The organism is Faecalimonas canis (assembly GCF_054601575.1).
Genome location: NZ_BAAHSI010000046.1, coordinates 1 through 823 on the forward strand (window position 1 = coordinate 1; position 823 = coordinate 823).

Sequence of the window (823 nt, forward strand, 5' to 3'; positions counted from 1 at the left end):
ATCATAACCACCCGTCCAACGGGTGGTTTGCTCTAGGGCTATAAGCCCTTGTTACTAGGCCAGCGTCTCAAGGCGCTGGCTTTCTCTTTCGGCTATGGGAATTCTGTTTTCACAGCCTTCCCACAGCTCCGTTCAAGCCATATTGCTCTTGACTCGTCGCTACCCCTTAAGGGGTATTGTTACTACTTGACATTAACCCTTAAAAGGGTCTTCATATTCTTTTACACTTAATTTATCCATTGCAATATCGTGCTTTTCTTGTTCCTGGATATATTTTTTTATTGTTGCCTCATTTAATCCTACCGTACTAACATAATATCCTTCTGCCCAGAAATGACGATTCCCAAATTTATACTTTAAATTTGCGTGTTTATCAAAGATCATAAGTGCACTTTTCCCCTTTAGGTATCCCATAAATGATGATACACTTATCTTTGGTGGAATGCTTACTAACATATGGATATGATCCACCATTAAATGTCCTTCAATAATTTCAACACCTTTATAACTACATAGTTGCTTTATAATATCTCTGATATCCGCTTTATATTGATTATAAATTACTTTTCGTCTATACTTTGGTATGAAGACGATATGATATTTGCACATCCATTTTGTATGTGCAAGTGCATTTTCTTTCTTCGCCATAAATCACCTTTCCTTTCTGCAATATAGCCTGAACAACTTTATTGTAAATGGAAAGGTGATTTTTGTGTATAACAATCGACGCGCACCCGCATAGCGGGTGGTTCATTGTTTCGCCCATCTCCATTTTTCGGATCAACGAAAAACTCCAATGGGCTCAACAGACTAAAGTCCATAA

Annotated in this window: 1 protein-coding gene; it reads right to left on the reverse strand. The window is 37.9% G+C overall.

Translation table 11 applies throughout. The features are described 5' to 3' along the window. Positions 1-192: 192 nt before the first annotated feature. Entirely contained in the window at positions 193-648 is a 456-nt protein-coding gene (gene tnpA, locus ACYPXO_RS10860) for an IS200/IS605 family transposase (protein WP_459640592.1), read from the reverse strand. Positions 649-823: the final 175 nt, after the last annotated feature.